Here is a 15,162-nt window from a genome sequence, read left to right as displayed (position 1 = left end):
CTATGAGTAATTATGCTGAGCCGAGTTCGTTAGCAAGTGCTGGCGTGTCGGCCGCGTCAAGCCTACTCCAAGTGAGTGGGCTTTCAAAAAGCTTCGATAATAGCAACACACCCATTTTTTCTGATGTGAGCTTTTCAATAAGTGCCTCTCAATCTGTGGCACTGATTGGCTCAAATGGCGCAGGCAAAAGTACTTTGCTTCGCTGCTGTTTAAGGCTGATTGAACCAGATAGCGGTTCAATTGTGCTTGATGGCGAAACCATTGATAAAAAGTCTGGGCGACACCTTAGCAAAGTCAGAAACAAAGTGGGTTTTGTATTTCAAAAACACTGCTTAGTGCCGCGATTATCGGCCTTAACCAATGTTATTCACGGCAACTTGGCCTATAGTCAAGGGCCAAGAAACTGGCTACACAGCTTAGCCAAGCAAGAGGTTCGAGACCGCGCCATGGATTGTCTTGAGCAAGTGGGTTTGGCTCACCTTGCCGGAAAACGGTGCGACCAACTTTCAGGAGGGCAATCGCAACGGGTTGCGGTAGCGCGCGCCTTAATGCAGCAGCCGACGATTTTGTTTGCCGATGAGCCAACCGCCAGTCTCGATCCGCAGTCCGGGCAAGAAATTATGGAGTTGTTTGAGCGACTAGTGAAAGACAAGGGGCTAACCCTGTTTTTTGTCTCACACAATATTGAACATGCACTGAAATACGCCGACCGCGTATTAGGTTTGCAAGCGCGAAAACTGTCTTTAGACAGCGCAACCAATACTCAAAGTCTGCAAAGTTTGCGAGCCTTTTATGGGTAAGTTAAGCAATAAGGGATTTACAAGAAGCAACGATGAAACAAGAACTAACTTCGGCGCGCCGCTTCGCTTTGAGCGACCGAGTATATTAAGTCAGGTATTAGTTGCCTTATTCTTGCTGTTTTTCTTGTGGTCTACTGCCAACGCTGGGCTGTCACTGTCTGAGTTGTTAGCTGGCTTTCCCAACATGGCCACTATTGCTGGTGAAATGGTACCGCCGGCCACCGATCGGGTTTGGCCCATGGCGAACGCCATACTGGTTACTTTTCAAATGGCGCTAGTGGGTACTGTTATCGGGATTGCATTAAGCATTCCCATTGCCATATTGGCTGCGCGCAATACCTCGCCGCATCCGGTGGTTCGCCACATTACTCGCTCGGTAGTGAGTTTTTTTAGAACCGTACCCGACTTAGCATGGGCGCTATTTTTTGTTGCCTCGGTGGGTTTAGGGCCGTTTGCAGGAACCTTAACCATCATCGTCGATACCATTGGTTTTTGTGCGCGCTTTTTTGCCGAATCAATGGAAGAAGTAGACCCTGGCCCATCAGAAGCGCTGGCCTCTATTGGCGCAAGCCCCATGGACAGAATAGCGGTGGTATTAATGCCCGGTGCAATGCCAAGCTTTATTAACATCAGTCTATTTTCTCTAGAAAAAGCGGTACGTTCTTCGGTGGTTCTTGGTTTAGTGGGCGCAGGCGGTATTGGCGCAGAGTTAGCGGTATCTATGGAAATGTTCCGTTACGACCAAGCTGCCATGATTGTACTGATGATTTTCATACTGGTGTTTGCCGTAGAGCAGTTTTCATCTTCTACCCGCAACCGTCTGTTACGCCAAAGTAAATAACCACCTTTAAAAAACTAGGCTTGCTTAGGTAAATCGCCAGTGAGCTTGATACGGATATATGAGATTGAAACAGCAATGAATAAGCAAACAGTAATTATAGAAAACATTAAAATACTCAGTGAACAAGGTTGGAGCCAACCCACCAGTTTACTGATCGAAAACGGTAAAATTGCAGAAGTAGGTGAGGGGATTCAACACCCAAATGCCCGGTATATTGATGTGCAAGGCCAATACATTTTACCCGGAATAATCGATTTGCATGGCGATGCTTTTGAGCGACATATCGCACCGCGCGCAGGCACCCATTTTCCTTTAGAGCTAGCTTTAGCGGCGAACGACGCGAGTTTAGTAGCCAGTGGCATTACTACTTTTTACTACAGCATTACCGATGGTTTTGAGCCAGGGCCACGCAGCCGCGATACCGTTCGCGAGTTGTTATTAGCCTTAGAAAAACTTATGCCTCGTTTTAGTTGCCAAGCACGTATACATATTCGCCATGAAAAAGTGAATGTTGAAAAGCACGAAGAGTTAGTGGATTGGATCCTGAGTGGAAGAATACATTTACTGTCGCTAAACGATCACCTACCACCGCTAAATAACGAACGAAAAATACAACGTTACTTAGCCGGAATGCGCAGGCGTGTTTCAATGTCGGTAGAAGGCATTAATCAGTTTCTTCACAATCTACAGCAGCACCGCGAGTTGGGAGAGCAACAAGCCGCAGACTTAGCCGAAATTGCAGCACAACAGGGAATCTCTTTAGCCTCTCACGACGATGAAACCCTAGAAGAAGTGGCGCGTTCTATTTCACTAGGTGTATCTATTGCCGAATTTCCCATGTCGGAAGCCGCAGCCCGCGAATGCCAAAAAGGCGGCGCTGCAGTATTAATGGGTTCGCCCAATTTGGTAAGAGGCGGCTCCCACGTAGGCGCGATAAGTGTAAAAGAAGCCATGGACCATGGCGTGGTAGATATATTGTGTAGCGACTATCACTACCCAAGTTTGTTCAGCGCTCCGTTTACCGCAGTAAACACCAATAACTTGTCGCTATTTGATGCCTGGAAATTTGTTAGTGAAAACCCCGCTAAAGCAGCAGGATTAGGCGCTAGCAAAGGTAAGATTGAGATGGGTTATGATGCCGACTTCATACTACTTAGCGAATTGGACGGCTCACCCTTATCTATCTTATCGACTTGGGTAAAGGGGCAACAAGTGTTTACAAAGGCAAACTTAAGCCAGATTACAAATATTTGAAAGGTGGTGGTAAGGCAAAAGCCAAGTCTAAAACCACTACGAAAAAGCGTAGTGCCAAGCGGAAAACCAGCCGCAAGAAAGCGTTTAAGTTGTTGAAATAAAAAAGCCCGCATTAGCGGGCTTTCGCTTAAGTTCATTTTTTGTTGCTCAGCTTACGATAGGCTGAGGTTATATAAGGCCTCAACTCTTCCCCTTGGGAATTAATTTTTTTTAGTAGAGCGTTAAAACTGTTATCAGCCTCAGCAATGCTCATTTCATTTCCTTTCACCACTACAAGTTCGTAAAACTCAATCATCGTAAGATCCAGAGTGTGGTCTCTTGAAGACAATTCGGTCAAACCCAGCATATTAGATAAGGCTGATGCACTACCAGAAGCAACTATTGCCTCTGCAAGTTTCACTTTGCTTTTTTCTATATCTTTAATGTTTTCATTAGATGCGGCTGAGTATAGAAATAGTGTGATGAGCTCTGTTGTATGCTCTATTTTCAAAATAGTTTCTTTAAGTATCTCTTTATCTTTGGCTAAATTTGATGAAGTTATTTCGTGACGATTCTTAGCCTTCAAATGAAAATAACCTGAAATACCAGTGATAACAGAGCCGAGCCCGATCTTTACGGCTGTATCAACTATCTCTATTGCTGTTGTCATTTAGAGCGTTCCTTAATATTTGAGTGCTAGGTTACTGATAAATTAATAGTTAATTGATAACATTACACTCAGGCGTCAGAATAGTAAAAACAAGGTGATGACATGAAAGATTTGTTTCCAGGCCATTTTAAGGATAGCGAAAAAGAACTCAAAAAGGCGTGGGATGAGTCGCTGTTTGTGTTTGACGCAAATATTTTACTAAATCTCTATCGTTATTCTGACTCAACTCGTAGTGAATTCATTCGAATTCTAGACAAAATGAAAGAAAGAATTTGGCTTCCACATAGAGCCGCAGAAGAGTACCTAAACAATCGACTAGTAGTTATTTCTCAACAAGAGAAGTCTTATGATGAAACTAAAAATTCCATTGATAATTTGAAGCAAACTCTAAAAAACTCTCGGCAACATCCATTCGTTAGCAGAGATGTAATGGACAATGCTAACGGCGCTTTTGATAAGCTACTAGCCGAGCTAGATTCGAACAAGCTGACCCACACTAAGCGAATTAATGACGATGAAATTCAAGATGCTATCGCTGCTATGTTTGAAAGTAGAGTTGGTCAACCTTACGATAACGACGAGTTAAAGAACCTTATTGTAGAAGGGGAAAGCAGGTATAAGGAAAAAATCCCACCCGGATTTAAAGATGGCGGAAAAGGTGGTTATAGCAATATATTTGTTGAAAAATGCAAAAAGTATGGCGATTTGATTGTTTGGAAACAGGTAATTGACAAGGCAATCACAGAGAACCAAAGTATTGTACTTGTTACCGATGACAAAAAAGAAGATTGGTGGGAAAAGGTTAATGGGAAAACCCTAGGTCCGCGCCCCGAGCTGGTAAAAGAGTTTAGAGACAAAACAAATAAGTCTTTCCATATGTATAAAGCGGACAGATTCCTAGAGCTTGCTAGGGTAAACCTTGGAGAGAATGTGAGTGACGAAATAGTAGAAGAGATTAGGGAGGCCAGGCGCCTCGCAGATCCAATGCTAAGTGTGGCACAACTACAATATTTGGATACTCAGAAAGATATTCTCGCAGAGGACGGTAAAAAACTGTTAATTGAATTGTCATCAATCATTGACGAGTTGAATTTATACCAAAAGGAGTGTGATGACTGTTTAGCCACATTAGAACAACAAAATACTCTTCTTAAAATAGCCATTCTTCGAGAAAACGAAGATGAGGTTAAAGATTTGAACGATAAAATTAGTGCAACCAATGGTATTTTAATAAAAGCGGCAGCAAAAGTGCAAAACGCGACCTTTAAGCAAGAAATGGCTAATACACAATTAAATATTATTAGGAGTAAATATACCGACATTCTACAAGAGCAACATAAACAAAGTTAATTGGAAGCTTTTCTGGTGTTTGTTAGTGCCAATAATACCATTTACCGGCATGAGTAGAGTTTAACTACTTAAATGAAACAACTTTAGAGTTAGATTACTCCTCGACAACCCATTCGGGGACTTTTGCCGCTCTGCGATTATTTAACCAAAGCTAAATGCGTTCATATAGTGGCAAATCAAAAGCAGTGTATATCGCTTGTAGTTGTTCAGGCTTTAAATATTGGCCATTTGGTGTGTAGAGCTGTCTGTAAAAATCTAGAATCTTCCCTCACTAAAACCTAATACTTCATATTCCTGCCAATTTCTCTCTGCAGTTGTATCAATATTTTCGCTTATTCTATTCCTACCCTTTGGAACGAAATGTCGATAGAGAAGGGCGCTTAAATACGTTTCATACTGTCGGTTTTACTTACAAATTGTTTTATTACAGTTTTAAATCAATGCGCTTTCAAGGCCTTAAATACTGGCTAATGACTTGCATTCAGCATAAAAATGACAATTCTGTCAATTTGGATATTTCAGCAAGTTACCTTATTAAAAGGGATTAACATGAAAGCTACTAAAACACTGTCTGCATTCGTGGTAATTGTTAGCTCGTTTACCGCTAACGCCACGTTTATTAGTGGGGATTACACCTTGGAGAATGGCAAAGAAGTGGCTCTACAAGGTTTAGAATGGATGCCGCTTACTTACTCGCAAAGTTACTCTCGACTATACGTTGAAGCCGATGATTGGCGTTATGCCACACGTAGCGAAACTGCCACCTTGCTTAACTCGTTATGGGGCGGCGTTTATTTAGGTTTTTCTAATGACAACTTTATTGGAGCGAGTTGGTTTATCAATTACTTTGGTGGCCTTGGCATGGATACTAGCTTCGGCTTAAACCGCGTAGACCTCAAGCTAAATAACAGCACCTGGGACAACTATGACGTGTCACAATTTTTTTTTGGCAAAGATAAGGAATGTTCTGATGAACTGCGACTTAGCTGCATAGGAGAAGCTGCCTCCGCCGACGGCTTTTATAGATCCCTAGCCACAAAAAATATCCACACAGGATATAAAGGTTATATGCAGGCCAGGACACCCTTAGGATATTTTGATAGCCGCTCTGGAGTAGATGCTGGCTTAAATAATGATAATCGAGTTCGAGGGAAATCTAACTCTAGCTCTATGCTAGGTTCATTACTTGTAAGACAACCAACAATAGTTGAAGTGCCAGAACCTGGCTCGCTAGGTTTATTGATGGTGAGTTTATTCGGTTTGCTGGTAAGGCGCGTAATGTCTACACCGAAAACTGTATGAACAAACGTAAACTGGGTTAGCTATTTTTACTGAGCAAGTTCAAAGATAGCCGCTCTGTCTGGGCGGCTATTTTCATGCAAACTCAAAGACTACTTGGTAACCAGTAATGCGTTAAGCAGAAGGTTACTGAGAGTTCAAGTCTGAGCTACTACAGACCATTCAACCAAAGTTGAATTCGCTCATATTGTTGCAAATCAAATGCAGTGCAAATTGCATGCAGTTGTTCAGGCTTTAAGCATTGGCCGTTAAGCGTGTAGAGCAGTCCGTGAAAAATCCTCCGTCGATAAAACCAAAATGGTCAAAATACTATATACCCGTAGTTAATAAACAATGTTATCATCAAAATTATCATTTGAAACAGTTAGTTAGAGGTCTCATGATATCCGCCGCTAAGGTGTTTTTTTGGCTTATATTGATAAGTCAGGTCGTTAACGATTACTTTGTCGATGCTTGTGGAGAGCAATTATTCAATACTTCACCTCTTCCGATTATTGATTCATTAGCGTTTCCTATTGAGTTTTTTACAGCACTTTCTTTGCTCTGTATCGGTTATAGCAAACATATTTTCCAACCTGCTGTTTTTCAAACTATTGGCTGCGTTTATTTAGCGAACTCCCTATATTTGAACCTATCCTCCATGGCTTATGATTGGGAGGTCAGCAGAGATATACCCTTGTTACTAGTTTTATTTCTACTAAAAGATTTTTGTATCTTTTGCATTTTGTGGAGAGTTAAAAGTGTCAAATTCGCTGAAAACTAGGCCGCTTTGCCTTCTACTAAGTGGTTTAGGCTATAGGGGATTCGTCTAATGCATTTTGGGTTCCCACCTAAGGGATTTAAAAGAACAGCATTTTATTTCGGGTTCATTCTACTAGTGACCTTGATGGGGCCTTCCACAAGCGGTTTATTTCGAACAGAAGAAAGCTTGCAACAAAGAGAAACTGTTTGTGGAATTCTAAAGGATTATTATCATGACCGAGAGAAACAAAGTATCGCTAGAGGAAGTTCATCTTGGCACTTGATTTTGTCGGTTAATAAAGTGAGGCATGAATTTAAGATTAACTCTGTTATTAATCGTCATCTATCAAATTTTAAAGCTAATGTTGGAGCTAATGCTTGCGTAGAGTTTATTCCAGGAATCTTCGATACCAACGGTATGTTTATAACAAACGTGATTTTACGAAGTGAAAAGTATTTGAACGAAGAGGAAGTAAAGAAAATTTACCTAGCTCCAATTAGCTTTATTGTTATTCTTTCCATGTGTTTTTCAGTTACTTTAATTTTTGTTACGACAATAAGACCATTCAAAAAATAATTACGACAGTATCGAGCCTTAAGGCTAGTTGCCAGTGTTGCTAGAATCTCATATTGGGGAGGCGATTTTAAATAAGCTACACAATCAGTTATATATTGCATTTAACATAATATACATTATGCGCCTTATGTATCGGAGAGTTTGATTGTTTTGCAACTGTCACTCCTAACAGGTGCTAAAACGGCTAAAAGTCTCTATTTACCGTAAGTTCTAATAAATGTGATTAAGTTCACACTAATAAATGGACTAACAACAATATGAAGACACGGAAACCATCAACATACCATTACCGCCCAGCACATCGGTTTAATATTTGGCGCGAACTGGTCAGTTGCTCCCATAGCGACGACATTAAAACCGTTGGTCGCTATCTGTTTGATAAGTGCTTTGACAACCCCAAAGACGCGGCTGTTTATTTTGATGTAGATTTAGCGACGGTTTATCGCTGGCTCAAAAATGGTACTTGGCCAACAATGGCTTTGCGTTTAATGCTGGTTCAGGCGCGCGGCTGGTTACCTACAACGCCGCAATGGTCAGGTGTACAATTGATTCAAGTTGGTAAGGTACGAAACCAAACAAGCTGGGGTTTATCAATAAACGGATTTAACGAACCGTTCCTGCCGCATGACGTTCAATTGATTTCAATTTATAAAGAAGCCTTTAAGCGTGAACAAGAATCACTGGATGCAGCACGCGAACAACAAGACGTTGTGAACGGCACTGTATTGAAACTAGTTAAGTAAGGTTGTGTCTCATTATTCTCATGTAAGAATGATGAGACATTTAGAGGCAAATTAGCATATGCCGATAAATGGTATTATCGGCAATTGCATTCCATTTTATTTTGATTTTTCAGATTTACGAAATCTGAAAAACTCATCCAAATCATTTTCACCAATACTAAGGTCCTCGAGTTCATCTTCGAGTTCATCTTCGAGTTCATCTTCGAGTTCATCTTCGAGTTCATCTTCGAGTTTATCTTCGAGTTCATCTTCGCGCTTGGTTTTATCGGTATCACTTTGCTTTGTTTTTTCTAAATCATCGTCTAACTTGGTACTCGATTTTTCTTTATCGATTTGTTCAATAGTTGATGGTGGTTCGCCAAATATTTCAGTGTATGTTGATACAAATATTTCCTTAGTTCTAAACTCTTTAAAACATGGCCACTCAGCGTAATCCACTTCAGTTACAGGGCCTGAGTCACCAATTCGTAGCATTAACTCCCTAGCCCTTGCGTCTTTACCTTGAAGCACAGCAACGCATAAGTTGTAGTTATCACCGCATGCGCTCCAGTCTTCTGCTGCCAATATAGATTGGCATTTTTTGTCGTTGTCAGAGAACTTATATGCTAATGACCGATTTATAACATAAACTAGTCGGTCACCTTCAGATGACCATTTTTTTAATGTGCAGCAAGCGAAATCCAAAAGGTTTATTGCTAATAAGTAGTTTTCTTCAATAAGAAGTTCGTATGTTATATCTGATAAACTTTTGTCAGCTTTCTTTATATTTTTGGGGTCTATTTTTCTCCAAAGTACTTGAGAAAGTTTAAGGCCTATTTCATACAATGTTTCGTATGATTGGTTTAGGTAGTCTTGATCAGCTTTAAGTTTAGTGCCGACAGTTAAATCGTCACTAATAGTTACACTATGCTTTCCACACTTACTTAGATATTGCTCAGAAACCACTCCATCACAATGTACAAAAAGGTTTCTTCTCTCAGTTAGTTCGATAAATGCTGGCCATGACTTTAAACCTGTAGTTAATGTCAAAGCAAAGTTGTTTTCCATCCAGACAAACTGATCTGCGTGGCTAGACCTTAAGACGGTTTCAACTTCTTTAGCGATGATTTTTTCCCTAGCTGCTTCTATGCTACCTAAAGCAACCAAGTCAGATAGAGATATGTTCTTATCTTTTGAATCTATAATTTCGGGCTTAAAAGTTAACAATGAAGTTAACAACATACCTAAATAGGCGTCATATTCAGATACATAAGACACATGGAATTTTTTAGGTAAAAGACTTAGGACAGTTTTTGCTCTGTCGCTTCGAAGACCAAGCCTAGAAGATTTTTTTACATCCGTAAAATTTAACTTGTATGAGGCCGTTTCATCATTCTCTTCAATCTTTTCACCTCGTTTTTCTAAGAAATTTTTATGATTTTTTGCCGATTTATATGCGACCACCTCAGCCATGGTCATTTGGTAAGGCAAAACCTCATGTAAGGCTTTTAGTTTATGCAGATAACTAACAATAGTCTCATGTAAATCCAACCACTTTTGCTCGCCCATATACAAATACTCAGTTCTAAATTATTAGTTATTATTTGTATCAACAATATAACGGAAGCTACTTAAGAGCAATCAAACATGAGCTACCATAGTTAAAAGTGAGAATTGAACATAGATTTGAAAAAGCCCGCCAAAGCGGGCTTTTTTTATTTGAACAACTTAAACGCTTTTTTGCGGCTGGCTTTCCGCTTGGTGCTGCGCTTCTTCTCAGTGGTTTTGGCCTTAGCTTTCGCCTTTACAATGCCGCCACCTTTAGCGTATTTATATCCTGGCTTAAGCTTGCCTTTCTTTGCGCCGCTTTGATAAGTGGCTTCTTTTTTACTCGCCATAACAATTAGTCCTTTTTAGTGGCTAGCTCTTGCTGCCATTCAAGTTTGTTCAGGCGCTTATCCATGCGGGATAACAAACGCCAGTTTAAGATAAGTGAAGCGGCCATTAGGACTTCAACCGGCGCAAAACCAATCTCGCCAAGTGTCTGAAACATGCCCTAGCCCTTAATCACTTTGCCAAGCACGATTAATGCAGTGGCAATCACGATGGTTAAAATAATCAGTTGCTGCCCTACATCAATCTGCACCTTAAGCGGGGCATCTTGTGCGAATGCAATTTCGTTAGTTGTGCCTAACATAAGCGCCCTAGCCTTTGCGCACTACGTCATACAGGCCAACACCAGCCACAACCACGGCGGGTAATGTATCCATGGCTTGGGTACCGGCTTGGATAAGTTCGGGATTAAGGCCAAAAACTGCTGCGGCCATTACTGCTAAACCGCGTAATGTTGACCATTGTTGTAATCGTTTATTCATTGCTTACAGTCCTATAAATTTGATTGCCAAGGCCGTTAGCAAGCCGCCAAAGACCGTTAATATCAGTTGTAAAATCATGCTAAGTTGACTCCTTGTTGCGCCATAGCCATGCCAAAGTAATCACCGCCAAGCTCAAAAATACTCATGGCGTGAAGCACCGGCGCTAGCACTTCATCGGTAACCGTTGAATTGGCATTTAAGCCGGTTTTCTCGGCCACAAAGTCAATGTAATGCGTGGTTGGGTTGTTATCACTTTCAGGCGCCCAAACGGTAACGACCTCAGAAAGTGTGGTAATACCGCGATTGCGGTAAGCCCCTTTAACAATGACCGCTGCCGCTCGAAATCCGTAAATAGGATTAATAAAACTCTCAAACGCGCCGTCAAAGCTAATCGCTTCGCCTTGCCAATCATTACCTTTGCGAATGTTGAGCGGGTTATTGTTGCGAACCCCGCGCGGTAATTGGGTGTAGCCGATTGCTGCAACCATCAGTAATACTCCTGTGACCAGTGCTAAACGCATGGTTAATTCTCCAGCGTGAATCCTGCTGATTTAAATTCGGTATCAATGTGATAATCCACTTCGATTAGTACGGCTTGACCGGCTTTCGCCGCCAGTGCTGGCGCGGTAAGTTCAAACCCAATACCGTTGCGCATTGTCTCTACAGTGATTTTGGTAATGTCAGTACCATCGACTTTTTTAACGCTGCCACCGGCCGCAACCACTGTTGCTTCATTACCGCGAATGCTCAAATTAATGTCATTGCCAGTAATGTCTTGGAACTCAATCACTAGATTTGGGTGTGCACTGCGAAAGTAGTTAGACGTAGTTAGGCCAAGTGCATCGAGTAAGCCTGAATCAATGGTTTGTGTTTTAATCTCACCGCCAACACCAATCACGCCACTAATACGTGCGCCAAATACTGAGCGCGTGACCGCTGAGATATTGGCAAAGTCACTCACGGCGTTATAAAGCGGCAGTGTTTCAACATCACCTACACACATAAACGGGTGGCGAATATCCAATTCATCACCGGCGTGTTGGCCGTTGTTTACGTGCAACATTTCAATGCCGTAACGCAACATGCCGCGATACGGTTTAGTAGAGTCTTTAGGGTCGCTTAATTGAAATTGAGCAAGCTCAGTTTTCCAGTTGGCGCTTGGCAACACTTCACGCTCAAACGCGCGATACGCCTTGCGCGTTTTATCAAAGGTTTCGACATACAAACGATAAGCGCCGCCGCTATTCGCAATGTTTCGCACATCAATGGCTAAACTCATAGGCTGATTAACCACCGCTGCTTCAAAGGGCAAGGTTTGGCAAAACTGCCAGACTTTTACCGAGTCAAACTCATCAGTCAGCAGCTTAATTTGTGCCACGTTGTCGGGGAGCTGGCGAACCATGGCCGACTGTGACGGGCTGGTCACGTAAAATTCCCAACGGTCAAAGGTGGTCATTGATATTGGCATTGGGCTTAATGTCGCAATCAAGTTGTGGCCTGAATTACCGACGGCCGGAAAAATCATGGCGCGCGCATCAGGTTCACGCTGCATAAAGCGAAACATCACATTACACAGTAAGTTGATAGGTGTATTGCCTAGCTTGCCAATCAGCGAAGCTAAGTATTCAATTTTGTTGCGCGGGTCGCCCGCCGGTAAGTTAATCATGGCTAGGCCACCTCAATAAAATAAAGTTTGTCGAGATCGGTTCCAGTGAAATTAATCGCTGCCACCGTTTCAAGTTCGAGCGTTTCGCCAGCCTCTAAAGGCCAATCGCCCAGTAAAATTGCTGCGGTGTTTGTGGTGGCCGCTTTTAGCTTAATCACATCTCGGCCAGCATTGGCGGTAATGCTCCCTGCCCCTGCAGTAACCTCAACTACGCCGGTACTTAATGAATCGTTGGCCGCCGGTAAATTGGTGATTTCTACTTGCTGCAGTGCAGGAAAGTTATCAATGGTGACGCTAGGTAAGGCGGTGACTTCTACTGACCACGCGCCGCTTTGCGAACTGGCGTACACACTTGGAAAGTTGTCAACTGATACATTTAACAGTTGACTGATGGTGACCGGCCACTCTCCGCTTGGCGCAACGTTTTGAACGCTTGGAAAGTTGCTCACTTCCATTGTCCAAGCTCCGCTTTGCGACACCTTTTGCACGTTAGGCAGATTGATGACGGCCACTTCCCATGCGCCCGACTGAGCCACACTTTGTATAGATGGAAAGTTATTAATCGCTACGCTTGGCATCTGGTCAATTTTCATCGACCAATCACCATGTTGGGCTACGTTCTGCACTTGCGGGAACGCGGGGAAGTTGGTCACTTCCATCAATTGGCCGTCATTGGCTTGATGGATTAACGCTTCGCTAGATTCCAATACAATTGGGTTTGGCTCAGTGCCAAGGGATTCAACGCGAACACTGGTTACGGTTTGCCCTTGGGGCATTTCCATAGTTTCGCGTAGTCGCAGTGTTTGGCGAATACGGTTATTAATCAGCAATTCAACCGGCGCATTGGCTTCACGTAGGTAAATGAATTTGCCGTCACCAGATTGTTGTGCAATTTCACCTTTGTTTAAGGTTTGTTGAATAATCATCGTTTAACGCTCCACACCAATAAACCCATGCCGATTAAGACAAAGGCGGCAAAGGCTAATAACAAGGTTTTTGAGCTAGAAAGAAATTCAGATGCGCCGCCGGTTTGTGCCGAGGTCGCAAGCTTAGTGATTGCGCTTAATTGCTCGCTGGTACTGGCCGCATGACTGCCTTGAACTGCCGCCATAAACTGCATGGCATCATCTTGGTTTTGACCAAGCTGTTTTAAACTTTGCTCTTGGCTATCGGTCACCACATTTAATGCGTCATTACCAAAGCCAAAGGCGTTAACCAGTGCTAATTCTTGGGTGTCGCTGGCCTCGATTAGTGCTTGCTCGCCAAAATCTAAGGCCGACTCACCAAAGCCAAGGGCGTTTTCTTGCGCATCTAGTACGCTATCCATAGCCACGCGGCTATTTTGTAGCGAATCGGCTGCAATGCTTTCAACCACGCCCAGTGATTCTTTGCCAAAGTCGAGCGCTTCAACGGTAACGTTGCCCATTTCATCAACAGCGTTATTAGCTGTATCTAAGCTATCGTTAACCACATCACCGGCAAAGTTCAGGCTTTCGTCCATCACGTATTCAACGGTGTCTAAACTTCTATCAATTGCGCCGTGGTCGGTCATAGTGACGGTATTCCCATCACCATTAAGCATTACGCCGTTATTATCACCACTGACCGCGAGGTTTGTGGTTTCGGTGGATTGGCTAGAACTGTTTGAACTTTTGGAACTACCGCCGCCCATACTATTCGCCCCTTAAATCTAATGTGTAAATGCGCTCTTGCTCTTTAAAAGCAAAACCGCTTTTGTTTAAAAATCGCAACATACCTTGGCGATTGCTGTGAACTCGAATGCTTTCGCATTCGGTAGCTTTTGCCGCATTGTGTAGCGCTTCCATACATTGGCCGGCATCTATACCCGCCAATGACACCACCACGAGTTGTTTGCCTGCGGGCAACACTTCAACGCGAGTAATCACGGCCACTTCGCCATACCACCAACATTGCGATTGTTTGCTAATAACACTTTCACGAATGGCGGCATAATCACTACCAAGCGCGGGTTCAATCACTTGATGAAACCCACCGTCCCACACTGCAGGCGTTAAGCAAGTAATAGCCATAACACCGCCAAGACAACCACCACGAGTAAGGCGTTTTGATAGAGGCCAGATTTACCCGCCCCCATATCAATACCGCCGGTATATAAACCACCGTTGGTTTGGTCGCCATTGGTCGCATCAGAGCCGCCACCTTGAAACCCCATTTGGCCGCTGTTGGTTAAACTGTCTATTCCAATCATGGTTAGCCCTTAAGTTTGATAACAACGACCACGGCCAATATCGCCAGCAATACCAAATGGAATGGAAACGCAGAGCCGCCACCCATGTTGATACCGCCAGTTTTAAGGCCGCCGTTGGTTTGGTCACCATTGGTTGAGCTGGCTTTACCACCGGCCAAACTCATAGTGCCGCTGTTGGCGAGCATCCCTAAACCAATCATAAGTAGCCCCACTTACGCAGCATCACGAACACGATTAAGCAAATCACCAAAATGACGGCCACATCAACCATGGCTTTTCGGGCATTGTCCAAGGCATCACCGGCAAACAAGCCGGTGAGTAAACCGACCATGCTTGAACCGGCAGCAATGGCTAAAGGAATAAGCGGCAACGGCATCTAAAACACCTTTATCAAAATGATAAGAATGATTAGCGCGAACAAGGCCAACGCGCCCCACAACACATATTGGTTGTTAAGCGGATTTGTTGATTGTTTTGGTATCGGTGTGCCATTGGTTTCTTGGGCTGGGGCTGCGCTTTGCCGGTGGTCTTGCAGATTACCCGCGCCACCTAACACGCCTCCGGCCACATTGACCGCGGTGTTTAACACATCCCAAAAACCCGCCTCGCCGCTATCCTCTGCGGCGGGGTCAATTAACGCTTGATACATAACTAACCC

At 43.2% G+C, this 15,162-nt stretch carries 22 protein-coding genes; 7 read left to right on the top strand and 15 right to left on the bottom strand.

Translation table 11 applies throughout. The features are described 5' to 3' along the window. The first annotated feature begins 2 nt into the window (after positions 1 to 2). The 3 genes from ACLD71_RS16505 to ACLD71_RS16495 all read left to right on the top strand — a co-directional run bounded on the left by ACLD71_RS16505 (position 3) and on the right by ACLD71_RS16495 (position 2,895). Positions 3 to 800 (top strand): phosphonate ABC transporter ATP-binding protein, encoded by a 798-nt coding sequence (locus tag ACLD71_RS16505; protein ID WP_411991390.1) that lies wholly within the window; start codon positions 3 to 5, stop codon positions 798 to 800. Beyond that, positions 793 to 1,641: a phosphonate ABC transporter, permease protein PhnE gene (gene phnE, locus ACLD71_RS16500; RefSeq protein ID WP_411991389.1), complete on the top strand. Its 849-nt coding sequence runs from the start codon at positions 793 to 795 to the stop codon at positions 1,639 to 1,641. The genes ACLD71_RS16505 and phnE overlap by 8 nt, the downstream gene beginning before the upstream one ends. A 75-nt stretch (positions 1,642 to 1,716) precedes the next feature. Beyond that, complete coding sequence (locus tag ACLD71_RS16495) at positions 1,717 to 2,895, top strand: alpha-D-ribose 1-methylphosphonate 5-triphosphate diphosphatase (RefSeq protein ID WP_411991388.1); 1,179 nt, start codon at positions 1,717 to 1,719, stop codon at positions 2,893 to 2,895. A 133-nt stretch (positions 2,896 to 3,028) separates the two neighbouring features. Here the strand turns inward: ACLD71_RS16495 and ACLD71_RS16490 are convergent, their stop codons facing one another. Next, positions 3,029 to 3,544, bottom strand: coding sequence for a hypothetical protein (locus ACLD71_RS16490; RefSeq protein WP_411991387.1), 516 nt, complete (start codon positions 3,542 to 3,544; stop codon positions 3,029 to 3,031). A gap of 102 nt (positions 3,545 to 3,646) precedes the next feature. Between ACLD71_RS16490 and ACLD71_RS16485 the strand changes: the two genes are divergently transcribed. The 4 genes from ACLD71_RS16485 (at position 3,647) to ACLD71_RS16470 (ending at position 8,254) form a co-directional block, all read left to right on the top strand. Beyond that, positions 3,647 to 4,894, top strand: a complete 1,248-nt coding sequence (locus ACLD71_RS16485; RefSeq protein ID WP_411991386.1) for a PIN-like domain-containing protein — start codon at positions 3,647 to 3,649, stop codon at positions 4,892 to 4,894. A 549-nt stretch (positions 4,895 to 5,443) separates the two neighbouring features. Continuing rightward, the gene (locus ACLD71_RS16480) at positions 5,444 to 6,196 is read left to right on the top strand and encodes a PEP-CTERM sorting domain-containing protein (protein WP_411991385.1); all 753 of its coding nucleotides are present in this window, start codon (positions 5,444 to 5,446) and stop codon (positions 6,194 to 6,196) included. Positions 6,197 to 7,004: 808 nt separating this feature from the next. Continuing rightward, complete coding sequence (locus tag ACLD71_RS16475) at positions 7,005 to 7,511, top strand: hypothetical protein (RefSeq protein ID WP_411991384.1); 507 nt, start codon at positions 7,005 to 7,007, stop codon at positions 7,509 to 7,511. Between the two features lie 257 nt (positions 7,512 to 7,768). Then, complete coding sequence (locus ACLD71_RS16470; RefSeq protein ID WP_411991383.1) at positions 7,769 to 8,254, top strand: hypothetical protein; 486 nt, start codon at positions 7,769 to 7,771, stop codon at positions 8,252 to 8,254. A gap of 96 nt (positions 8,255 to 8,350) precedes the next feature. Here the strand turns inward: ACLD71_RS16470 and ACLD71_RS16465 are convergent, their stop codons facing one another. From ACLD71_RS16465 to ACLD71_RS16400, 14 genes are all read right to left on the bottom strand, one after another. Beyond that, on the bottom strand, positions 8,351 to 9,802 hold the full coding sequence (locus tag ACLD71_RS16465; RefSeq protein ID WP_411991382.1) for a hypothetical protein: 1,452 nt from the start codon (positions 9,800 to 9,802) through the stop codon (positions 8,351 to 8,353). Positions 9,803 to 9,948: 146 nt separating this feature from the next. Next, positions 9,949 to 10,131 carry a hypothetical protein gene (locus tag ACLD71_RS16460; RefSeq protein WP_411991381.1) on the bottom strand — a complete coding sequence of 61 codons (183 nt, stop codon included), beginning with the start codon at positions 10,129 to 10,131 and terminating at the stop codon, positions 9,949 to 9,951. Positions 10,132 to 10,136: 5 nt separating this feature from the next. Next, a complete protein-coding gene (locus ACLD71_RS16455; protein WP_154675872.1) occupies positions 10,137 to 10,286 on the bottom strand; it encodes a hypothetical protein in 150 nt (49 codons plus the stop codon). Between the two features lie 3 nt (positions 10,287 to 10,289). Then, complete coding sequence (locus ACLD71_RS16450; protein WP_411991380.1) at positions 10,290 to 10,430, bottom strand: hypothetical protein; 141 nt, start codon at positions 10,428 to 10,430, stop codon at positions 10,290 to 10,292. 7 nt (positions 10,431 to 10,437) lie between these two features. Further along, on the bottom strand, positions 10,438 to 10,608 hold the full coding sequence (locus tag ACLD71_RS16445; RefSeq protein WP_411991379.1) for a hypothetical protein: 171 nt from the start codon (positions 10,606 to 10,608) through the stop codon (positions 10,438 to 10,440). Between the two features lie 74 nt (positions 10,609 to 10,682). Further along, positions 10,683 to 11,129: a structural protein P5 gene (locus ACLD71_RS16440; protein ID WP_411991378.1), complete on the bottom strand. Its 447-nt coding sequence runs from the start codon at positions 11,127 to 11,129 to the stop codon at positions 10,683 to 10,685. Positions 11,130 to 11,131: 2 nt separating this feature from the next. Then, positions 11,132 to 12,274, bottom strand: coding sequence for a hypothetical protein (locus ACLD71_RS16435; protein WP_411991377.1), 1,143 nt, complete (start codon positions 12,272 to 12,274; stop codon positions 11,132 to 11,134). Between the two features lie 2 nt (positions 12,275 to 12,276). Continuing rightward, positions 12,277 to 13,200: a hypothetical protein gene (locus tag ACLD71_RS16430; protein ID WP_411991376.1), complete on the bottom strand. Its 924-nt coding sequence runs from the start codon at positions 13,198 to 13,200 to the stop codon at positions 12,277 to 12,279. Further along, the gene (locus tag ACLD71_RS16425; protein ID WP_411991375.1) at positions 13,197 to 13,946 is read right to left on the bottom strand and encodes a hypothetical protein; all 750 of its coding nucleotides are present in this window, start codon (positions 13,944 to 13,946) and stop codon (positions 13,197 to 13,199) included. The genes ACLD71_RS16430 and ACLD71_RS16425 overlap by 4 nt, the downstream gene beginning before the upstream one ends. Position 13,947: 1 nt before the next feature. After that, the gene (locus tag ACLD71_RS16420; RefSeq protein WP_411991374.1) at positions 13,948 to 14,325 is read right to left on the bottom strand and encodes a hypothetical protein; all 378 of its coding nucleotides are present in this window, start codon (positions 14,323 to 14,325) and stop codon (positions 13,948 to 13,950) included. Next, positions 14,307 to 14,504: a hypothetical protein gene (locus ACLD71_RS16415; RefSeq protein ID WP_411991373.1), complete on the bottom strand. Its 198-nt coding sequence runs from the start codon at positions 14,502 to 14,504 to the stop codon at positions 14,307 to 14,309. Before ACLD71_RS16415 ends, ACLD71_RS16420 begins: the two co-directional genes overlap by 19 nt. A 2-nt stretch (positions 14,505 to 14,506) precedes the next feature. Further along, positions 14,507 to 14,704, bottom strand: coding sequence for a hypothetical protein (locus tag ACLD71_RS16410; protein ID WP_411991372.1), 198 nt, complete (start codon positions 14,702 to 14,704; stop codon positions 14,507 to 14,509). Then, positions 14,701 to 14,880: a hypothetical protein gene (locus ACLD71_RS16405; RefSeq protein ID WP_411991371.1), complete on the bottom strand. Its 180-nt coding sequence runs from the start codon at positions 14,878 to 14,880 to the stop codon at positions 14,701 to 14,703. Before ACLD71_RS16405 ends, ACLD71_RS16410 begins: the two co-directional genes overlap by 4 nt. Next, positions 14,881 to 15,153, bottom strand: a complete 273-nt coding sequence (locus tag ACLD71_RS16400; protein ID WP_411991370.1) for a hypothetical protein — start codon at positions 15,151 to 15,153, stop codon at positions 14,881 to 14,883. Between the last annotated feature and the right edge of the window lie 9 nt (positions 15,154 to 15,162).

It is taken from the genome of Agarivorans sp. DSG3-1 (assembly GCF_046774965.1).
GTDB lineage: Bacteria > Pseudomonadota > Gammaproteobacteria > Enterobacterales > Celerinatantimonadaceae > Agarivorans.
Note: the sequence above shows the minus strand (reverse complement) of the source record. Positions and strands in the feature narration are given on the sequence as shown.

Coding starts and splice junctions, on each gene's coding strand:
- ACLD71_RS16505 (WP_411991390.1), top strand. CDS start 3: ATGAGTAATTATGCTGAGCCGAGTTCGTTAGCAAGTGCTGGCGTGTCG.
- phnE (WP_411991389.1), top strand. CDS start 793: ATGGGTAAGTTAAGCAATAAGGGATTTACAAGAAGCAACGATGAAACA.
- ACLD71_RS16495 (WP_411991388.1), top strand. CDS start 1,717: ATGAATAAGCAAACAGTAATTATAGAAAACATTAAAATACTCAGTGAA.
- ACLD71_RS16490 (WP_411991387.1), bottom strand. CDS start 3,544: ATGACAACAGCAATAGAGATAGTTGATACAGCCGTAAAGATCGGGCTC.
- ACLD71_RS16485 (WP_411991386.1), top strand. CDS start 3,647: ATGAAAGATTTGTTTCCAGGCCATTTTAAGGATAGCGAAAAAGAACTC.
- ACLD71_RS16480 (WP_411991385.1), top strand. CDS start 5,444: ATGAAAGCTACTAAAACACTGTCTGCATTCGTGGTAATTGTTAGCTCG.
- ACLD71_RS16475 (WP_411991384.1), top strand. CDS start 7,005: ATGCATTTTGGGTTCCCACCTAAGGGATTTAAAAGAACAGCATTTTAT.
- ACLD71_RS16470 (WP_411991383.1), top strand. CDS start 7,769: ATGAAGACACGGAAACCATCAACATACCATTACCGCCCAGCACATCGG.
- ACLD71_RS16465 (WP_411991382.1), bottom strand. CDS start 9,802: ATGGGCGAGCAAAAGTGGTTGGATTTACATGAGACTATTGTTAGTTAT.
- ACLD71_RS16460 (WP_411991381.1), bottom strand. CDS start 10,131: ATGGCGAGTAAAAAAGAAGCCACTTATCAAAGCGGCGCAAAGAAAGGC.
- ACLD71_RS16455 (WP_154675872.1), bottom strand. CDS start 10,286: ATGTTTCAGACACTTGGCGAGATTGGTTTTGCGCCGGTTGAAGTCCTA.
- ACLD71_RS16450 (WP_411991380.1), bottom strand. CDS start 10,430: ATGTTAGGCACAACTAACGAAATTGCATTCGCACAAGATGCCCCGCTT.
- ACLD71_RS16445 (WP_411991379.1), bottom strand. CDS start 10,608: ATGAATAAACGATTACAACAATGGTCAACATTACGCGGTTTAGCAGTA.
- ACLD71_RS16440 (WP_411991378.1), bottom strand. CDS start 11,129: ATGCGTTTAGCACTGGTCACAGGAGTATTACTGATGGTTGCAGCAATC.
- ACLD71_RS16435 (WP_411991377.1), bottom strand. CDS start 12,274: ATGATTAACTTACCGGCGGGCGACCCGCGCAACAAAATTGAATACTTA.
- ACLD71_RS16430 (WP_411991376.1), bottom strand. CDS start 13,200: ATGATTATTCAACAAACCTTAAACAAAGGTGAAATTGCACAACAATCT.
- ACLD71_RS16425 (WP_411991375.1), bottom strand. CDS start 13,946: ATGGGCGGCGGTAGTTCCAAAAGTTCAAACAGTTCTAGCCAATCCACC.
- ACLD71_RS16420 (WP_411991374.1), bottom strand. CDS start 14,325: ATGGCTATTACTTGCTTAACGCCTGCAGTGTGGGACGGTGGGTTTCAT.
- ACLD71_RS16415 (WP_411991373.1), bottom strand. CDS start 14,504: ATGATTGGAATAGACAGTTTAACCAACAGCGGCCAAATGGGGTTTCAA.
- ACLD71_RS16410 (WP_411991372.1), bottom strand. CDS start 14,704: ATGATTGGTTTAGGGATGCTCGCCAACAGCGGCACTATGAGTTTGGCC.
- ACLD71_RS16405 (WP_411991371.1), bottom strand. CDS start 14,880: ATGCCGTTGCCGCTTATTCCTTTAGCCATTGCTGCCGGTTCAAGCATG.
- ACLD71_RS16400 (WP_411991370.1), bottom strand. CDS start 15,153: ATGTATCAAGCGTTAATTGACCCCGCCGCAGAGGATAGCGGCGAGGCG.